7 protein-coding genes are annotated in these 8,027 nt (G+C 46.2%); all 7 read left to right on the top strand.

Annotation, left to right across the window (positions count from 1 at the left end; translation table 11 throughout):
• The coding region (locus tag QVD32_RS12130; RefSeq protein ID WP_287710264.1) for a hypothetical protein at window positions 1-210 on the top strand (210 nt) is incomplete at its 5' end.
• Between the two features lie 56 nt (window positions 211-266).
• Entirely contained in the window at window positions 267-1,859 is a 1,593-nt protein-coding gene (locus QVD32_RS12125; RefSeq protein WP_287710263.1) for a type I restriction-modification system subunit M, read from the top strand.
• A complete protein-coding gene (locus QVD32_RS12120; RefSeq protein WP_134843345.1) occupies window positions 1,856-2,461 on the top strand; it encodes a restriction endonuclease subunit S in 606 nt (201 codons plus the stop codon). Before QVD32_RS12125 ends, QVD32_RS12120 begins: the two co-directional genes overlap by 4 nt.
• Window positions 2,454-3,059 (top strand): restriction endonuclease subunit S, encoded by a 606-nt coding sequence (locus QVD32_RS12115; protein ID WP_167639475.1) that lies wholly within the window; start codon window positions 2,454-2,456, stop codon window positions 3,057-3,059. The genes QVD32_RS12120 and QVD32_RS12115 overlap by 8 nt, the downstream gene beginning before the upstream one ends.
• A gap of 72 nt (window positions 3,060-3,131) precedes the next feature.
• On the top strand, window positions 3,132-3,773 hold the full coding sequence (locus QVD32_RS12110) for a hypothetical protein (RefSeq protein ID WP_287710262.1): 642 nt from the start codon (window positions 3,132-3,134) through the stop codon (window positions 3,771-3,773).
• 20 nt (window positions 3,774-3,793) lie between these two features.
• Window positions 3,794-6,931 carry a type I restriction endonuclease subunit R gene (locus QVD32_RS12105; RefSeq protein ID WP_287710261.1) on the top strand — a complete coding sequence of 1,046 codons (3,138 nt, stop codon included), beginning with the start codon at window positions 3,794-3,796 and terminating at the stop codon, window positions 6,929-6,931.
• A gap of 242 nt (window positions 6,932-7,173) precedes the next feature.
• Complete coding sequence (locus tag QVD32_RS12100) at window positions 7,174-7,833, top strand: hypothetical protein (RefSeq protein ID WP_287710260.1); 660 nt, start codon at window positions 7,174-7,176, stop codon at window positions 7,831-7,833.
• Window positions 7,834-8,027 lie beyond the last annotated feature (194 nt).

Here is an 8,027-nt window from a genome sequence, read left to right as displayed (position 1 = left end):
TCCAAGATTTCAACCATCAAGATTACCAGAGATCAGATTTTGAAGAACGGTCTCTGGCGCTTCGACGTGCGCTTCGACGGACAGAAGGAAGGCACGGCGTATGCCATCGATGTCAACCCAGAGAATGGGGAGATAGAGTGGGTGATAACCTTGGAGGACATGTCTGGGGAAAATGTTTTTACACTCAGCTTCTCTCCAAACGGAAAATAATGTGAGTGTAAACCTAGATACAAAAGAATCAGAATTACTTTATTTACTAAGATTTTATGGCAGAAAATATCAATATCAACCCTCGTACAGAGGAGTTGAAGACCGAGTTTAGCAACATGATTTGGAAGATGGCTACCAATCTGGTGCATGGAGGCAAGGTGAACCCTGTTCAGTTTATGGACTATACCCTGGGCGGTCTCTTCTACCGATTCATTTCCGAGAACATCACCGACTACTGCAACCAGCTGATGCGTGATGCTGGCGTGGAGAATGCCGACTATGCCCACATGACCGATGAGATGGCGGAGAACGCACGAGAGCAAATTATCAATGCCAAGGGCTTCTTTATCCTCCCTTCACAACTCTTCATCAATGTGGCGAACGCAGCCAAGAATAACACGGAGCTGAACACTACGCTGAGCAATAACTTCCGTGCCATCGAAAACAGTGCCGTAGGAAAACCGAGCGAGAACGACGTGAAGGGACTCTTCAATAACTTCAATACCAATGACCAAGGTCTGGGTGCTACCGTTGCCGAGCGCAACGAGTTGCTTACAACGCTCTTGGAGAGCATCCGAGACCTCAACTTCGACAAGTATATCGAGAGCGGCATCGACGTGTTTGGTCTTTGCTACGAGCACCTCATCAAGATGTACGCCCTCAATTCGGGTACCAAGGGAGGCGAGTTCTATACCCCTGGCGATGTAAGCTATCTCTTGGCGATGATAGCTGCGGCAGGACGCCAGAGTGTCAACAAGGTGTATGACCCTGCTTGTGGCTCAGGCTCTTTGCTCTTGAACTTTATCCGTGTGGTGGGTGCCAAGAACGTAAAGGATGGTTTCTATGGTCAGGAAATCAACATGAAAACCTACAACCTCTGTCGTATGAACATGTTCTTGCACAATGTGAACTACGACCATTTTGACATTCAGAACGGCGACACCTTGAAGAATCCGCTGCACGAATGCGACGAGCCATTCGATGCCATCGTGTCCAACCCGCCATATTCCGTGCCTTGGGATGGTGATAGCGATGCCACGCTCATCAACGACCCTCGTTTTTCTCCTGCTGGCGTGCTCGCCCCAAGAAGCAAGGCAGACTTTGCCTTCACCATGCACATGCTCAGTTGGTTGAGTGCCGAAGGCACGGCTGCCATCGTAGAGTTCCCTGGCGTGTTGTATCGTAGCGGTGCGGAGCAAAAGATACGCAAGTACTTGGTGAGCAACAACTTTGTGGATACTATCATTCAGATGCCACAGAATCTTTTCTTTGGCACATCCATTGCCACTTGCCTCTTGATATTGAAGAAGAACAAGGCTGATAACCGAGTTTGTTTTATTGATGCCAGTAATGAGTTTATTCATGAAGGCAATAAGAATAAGCTTTCTGCCGAGAACATCTCCAAGATATATAATGCCTACATGAATAAGGAGGAGATTGCTCACTTCTCTCATGTGGTTACCACAGCCGATATTGCCGAGGAGGATTACAACCTCTCCGTCTCTACATACGTGGAGCAGGAGGATACTCGTGAGAAAATCGACATTACGGAGCTGAAAACTCGTATCTCTGAGATTGTGGCAAGAGAGGAGCAGCTGAGAAAAGATATTGATGAGATAGTAATGCAGTTGGAAGGAGGTGCAGCATGAAGAATCTTGAAACTTTAATACAGGAGCTTTGCCCAGATGGAGTGGAATTCGTGAAGTTGGGGGATGTTCTTGACTATGAACAACCAACGAAATACATTGTAAAATGTAAGGATTATCAGAATGAAGGCATGCCTGTTTTGACAGCAGGGCAAACTTTTATTCTTGGTTATACTGACGAAACAAATGGGATATTTGAGGCTTCTAAGGAAAATCCTGTTATCATTTTCGATGATTTCACAACCTCCTTTCATTGGGTAGATTTTAACTTTAAAGTGAAAAGTTCTGCCATGAAAATGTTACGAGTTTCGAGTGAAAGGGAAGTCTCATTTAGGTTTGTATATTATGCTATGAAATGTATCAAATATCAAACCTTAGAGCACTCTCGCCAATGGATCTCCAAGTATTCGCAAATAGAAATCCCTCTTCCTCCTATCGAGGTGCAAACCGAGATAGTCCGCATCCTCGACAAGTTCACTTCGCTAGAAGCGGAGCTAGAAGCGGAGTTAGATTGTCGCAAGCGACAATACGAGTACTATCGTGACAAGCTGCTCTCGTTCGAGAATGTGGGGGGGGCAAGAAGTAGAGTGGAAGAAAATGAGTGAAGTGTTATGGTCTATAAACACAGGCTTAAATCCTCGAAAGTTCTTTAAGTTGAATACTTCTGATGCTCATAATTACTATGTGACCATAAAAGAAATGAAGAATGGAAAAATCATTTACAATGCTGATACCGATAAAATCAATGATGAAGCACTACTTTTGTGCAACAATCGTTCAAATTTAGAAGCTGGTGATTTGATTTTTTCAGGGACAGGAACAATTGGTCAAATTGTGGTTATAGATAAAACCCCTAAGGATTGGAATATAAAGGAAGGATTATATGCCCTCAAACCTAAAGCAGAGGTAGTGCTTTCTAAATATCTTGCTTATATATTGAAAGAAACATCGATAAGAAAGTCATATATGAAGAAAGCTTTAGGTGGAACGGTGAAAAGTGTTCCGATGAAAGTGTTGGGAGCATTGAAAATTCCAGTTCCTTCCCTCCAAGAGCAAGAGCGAATAGCAAATATCCTCGACCGCTTCGAGTCCCTGACCACTTCCCTCCAGTCTGGTCTCCCTGCCGAAATCGCAGCACGCCGCAAGCAGTACGAGCACTACAGAGACAAGCTGCTTACCTTCAAGCGCAAGGGAGCAGCATAGTAGTGGGGATTACAAATCCCCTCCAACATTTACTTGGGATGAAATATAATAATTTTTAAAAAATAGAAAACAATGGATACATTACTTAATTCTGCAACGTTTAGATTACAATATAATTTTCCACGTGATTATACAGCGAACGTGAAGATTTCACTATACAAGCGTGACAAAAGCTTTAAGCTCCGTTACTTGTATAAAGCAAGAGAATCAGATTATTATATCAATTATTCTGGAGTATCTTGTGAGTTTGGTCAGGATTCAATTAATTTTGATGTTGATAGAGAACCAGAAAAACAATTTAAAGAAGTATGCTTTCATTGGTATCGCATGCAGGTGAATTCTGAGCATGACCCAGTAACAAAAGCATGGGGGATGACTAGTGGCATTTTTAAAATGGGTTTACACATTTTGACTCCGTATGTATATGATACGTCAACTAATAGATTTACGCTTTATTTGAGATTTGAGGGGCAATTCGGTTATTTTGCAAAAGAGTTTTCTCGAATTTCTGGCCTGAATATATCAGAGGCAGATATGCCTTCTATGATGTTGTCCGTAACAAACAATTCGGTATCATTAAATAGGGTAATAGGTATGAATGGAACACAACCACAACTACAATTAGTCAAGATATTGGATAACCCTGTGGAATTTATCAATATGACTCTTGGGGCTTGTTTCGCATTCGAAAATCATCGAACACCTTTGTTTTAATCCCCCTAAGTACAAAACTTATGCAAGCAAACGACATTGTTTCAGAGAACCCCCAGAGCACGGTGGTAGCCCAATACGAGCGTACCACCCCTCGTGCCGAGGCTTACCAAAGCGAGGCGGAGCTGGAGCAGGGGATGATTGCCAAGCTACAGCGACAGGGCTACGAGTATGCCCATATCCACCACGAGGACGAGCTGATACAGAACCTTCGCCTCCAGTTGGAAAAACTCAACGGCTTCCATTTTTCCGACAATGAGTGGGAGCGTTTCTTCAAGGCGGAAATCGCCAACGAGGGTAAGGGTATTGTTGACAAGGCAGAGACCATACAGCGTGACAACATCAAGGCTTTCACCCTCGACGATGGTACGCAGAAAAACATCTACCTCATCGACCAGCAAGACCCTCACCACAACTCCACCCAGGTGATCAACCAATACGAGGTAAATGACGGCAAGCGCCCCAACCGCTACGACGTGACCATCCTCGTAAACGGTCTACCTCTGGTTCACATCGAACTGAAACGCCGAGGCGTGAGCCTGAAGGAAGCCTTCAACCAGATAAACCGCTACGGCAGGGAATCGTTCTGGGCAGGGTGCTCGCTCTATGAGTACGTGCAAATCTTCGTCATCAGCAACGGCACGGAGACCAAGTACTATAGCAACACTACCCGTGACAGCCATATCCGGGAACAAGCCAAGCAGGGCAAGAAGCCACGGCAGAAGACCTGCAACTCGTTTGAGTTTACCAGCTACTGGGCAGATGCCAAGAATAAGGTGCTCGGCGACTTGGAGGACTTCACAGCTACCTTCCTTACCCGCCACTCCCTGCTTAACATCCTCACCAAGTTTTGCGTCTTCACCGACCAAAAGATTCTGATGGTGATGCGCCCATACCAGATAGCAGCCACCGAAAAACTGCTCAACCAGATAGAGATAGCTCACAACACCAAGCTCTACGGCACAAGAGACGCTGGCGGCTACATCTGGCACACCACAGGCTCGGGCAAGACCCTCACCTCCTTCAAGGCGGCACAGCTCGCCTCCAAACTGCCTTACATAGAAAAGGTATTATTTGTGGTGGATAGAAAAGACCTCGACTACCAGACGATGAAGGAGTACGACCGATTCCAGAAGGGCGCTGCCAACGGCAACACCTCGACCAAGGAACTGGAAAAGCAACTGAACAACAGCAAGAGCCGCATCATCATCACCACCATACAGAAGCTCGCCAACTTCATCAAGAAGAACCCCGACCACGACATCTACCGCAAGGAGGTGGTCATGATATTCGATGAGTGCCACCGCTCGCAGTTTGGCGACATGCACACCGCCATCACCAAGCGATTCAAGAAATACTACCTCTTCGGCTTCACCGGCACGCCAATCTTCGTGGAGAACATCTCCGCTTCGAGCAAGGGTACGCTGAAAACCACCGAAGCCGTGTTTGGCAAGCGTCTGCACGCCTACACCATCGTGGATGCCATCAGAGACCACAACGTGCTGAAATTCCGTGTGGCATACATCTCCACCATGAAGGAGAAGGAGAACGTGAAGGACGACCAAGTTTGGGGTATCGAAGAAGAGGAGGCGCTGAAGGACGACCGCCGTATCACCAACGTGGCACAATACATCTTGGACCACTTCGACCAGCAGACCAAGCGAGCCAGCAGCTATACCTTCAGCAAGCTCATCAACATCGAGGAAGTGGTGACCGACAAGAAGAAAAAGGTGGAGGAAGAGCGACAGAAGACACGACTTAGCGGATTCAACAGCATCTTCGCCGTGCAGAGCATCGACTTTGCCAAGCTCTACTACAACAAACTGAAAGAGCTACAGGCAGAGCAGCCCAAGAACAAGCGGCTCAAGATAGCCACCATCTTCAGCTATGCACCCAACGAGGAAGTAGCCGACGGCGAGGAAGACGAGGACAACGACTCCACCGACGGACTCGACCAGAGCAGCAGAGACTTCTTGGAGGCAGCCATCAAGGACTACAACCTGATGTTCAACACCGCCTACGATACCTCTTCGGAAAAGTTCCCCAACTATTACAAGGACGTTTCGCAGCGCATGAAGAACCGGGAGATAGACCTGCTGATAGTGGTAAACATGTTCCTGACAGGATTCGACGCCACCACGCTCAACACGTTGTGGGTGGATAAGAACCTGCGCTACCACGGATTGCTGCAAGCCTACAGCCGCACCAACCGCATCCTGAACTCGGTAAAGACCTACGGCAACATCGTATGCTTCCGCAACCTGGAGGATGCCACCAACAAGTGCCTTGCCCTCTTCGGCGACCCTACCGCCAAGGGCGTGAGCATCCTGCGCCCATTCGAAGACTACTTCTATGGCTACGACGAGGTGACGGAAGACGAGAAAGGCGAGGAGAGACAGGAGCACGTGAAAGGCTATACCGAATATCTCGAAGAGCTGAGAGAGTTGGCACAGCCAGGCGAGATGCCGCTCACCGATGCAGACAAGAAGCAATTCATCAAGCTCTACGGCGGCATCCTGAAGATAAGAAACCTGCTTACCAGCTTCGATCAGTTTGCCGAGCAAGACCCCCTCAGTGAGCGAAACCAGCAGGACTATACGAGCATCTATCTCTCGCTGAGAGACTGGGCAAAGGAGAACGCAGAGAGCGGCGACAAGACCAACATCAACGACGACATCGAGTTTGAGATGGAACTGGTGAAGCAAGTAGAGGTGAACATCGACTACATCCTCTTCCTTGTGCAGCAGATGCAGGGCGACCGTGCCGACATCGCCGAGCTGACTATCCAAATCAACAAGGCAATCGACTCCAGCCCAGACTTGCGAGACAAGAAAGATCTTATCAACCGATTCATCGAGAGTCTGACACCAGATAGCGAGGTTACCGACAAGTGGAAGGAATACGTGGATGCAGAGAAGCGCAATGAGTTTGATCGCATCGTGAGCGAGGAACACCTGAAGAAAGGTCCCGCCAAGGAGTTCATCGAGACTGCCTGGGAGCGAGGTTACGTGCCAGAGGGTGGTTTGGAATTGAACGCCATCATGCCACCTATCAATCCATTCGATCCGAACGCCAACCGAGAGGGCAAGCTGCAAAAAGTACTTGGTAGAATCAAGGGCTTCTTCGGCAAGTTCTTCGAGATAGCAGGAGGAGAATTTTAAACTGATATACAACTAACAATAAATAACAAAACAAACAGAACGCAAGCTCCGCCCGGCAAAATACTACGCTCTCGCTGGGAGGGGCTTGCGTGTTGCTTGATAATCCATAGTATAATGAAGAATCGTAAATTTAAAATAAGTGATGAAGAATCCGTACAACAACTTATAGCAAAACTGAAGAATCTACTAGCCGAGCAGATTTTGTATATGACTGTCCACCTCCTTTACCTGGAAAAGAAGCCATGACTGAGAATTTTGTTGATGATGATGGCATCATGGTGTGCGATGCACCTCAACTTTCTCCAGAAGCAACAGAAGAACAGAAGCATGATATACAATATCATCTACATAAGTTGATAGACGAGGTAGTGCATGTGAATGATTATGATAGTGTTTTGATGATAAGAACGCTCTTAGAGCATTTTAATCGTATAGATGAGCATATCATAGAAGAAGAATTGCCAAGAGTAGATGAACATCTAAATTCACTTGATGAATACAGGAAATACAAACAGGCGAAGCTGTCGGATACAAAGAAAGTGACCGACGTTCAGTTTGCTCATGCCATAGACCTTCTTTTGTTGGAAATAGATAATAATGGTCGCTATATCTTTGAGAGTAAGTCTCATTGGATAGCTGTGTTTAGGGTGGCTGCTGATATGAATTTGATAGGTGATAATGACTATCAGGGGTTTGATAATTGGATTCATCGCATTCACTCCAAGCATCTCAGAATAGATTTCACGTCTAAAACCCTAAAGCCCATGACTACACACTGCTATTTTCAACCATTCGAAAAATGGGAATTTCAGCCATTGAAGAATGAAACGAAACGTCCTTATGACAAGATGGTGACTGTAGTTGTCAGGCTTAAAAAACTACTGGAACAGGTAAAAATTTAAGAAATTAGCGCTAAGTTTTAACCCGAAAAATAACCTTATAACCTACAAAATAACCCAATGGTTATTAGCTTGGAGGCTTCCAAAATAAGCCCTATCTTTGCACCCGTAATCAGACAAGTAAAGTCTGGTTGCGGGCGTTTTTTGTTTATAGGAATCCGGTACCGTTCCTGAAACTGAAATTTGGCGAATATCTC

Source organism: Barnesiella sp., assembly GCF_022723415.1.
Taxonomy (GTDB): domain Bacteria; phylum Bacteroidota; class Bacteroidia; order Bacteroidales; family Barnesiellaceae; genus Barnesiella; species Barnesiella intestinihominis.
The sequence above is the reverse complement of the archived record's forward strand: the minus strand, read 5'-3'. Positions and strand labels throughout refer to the sequence as shown.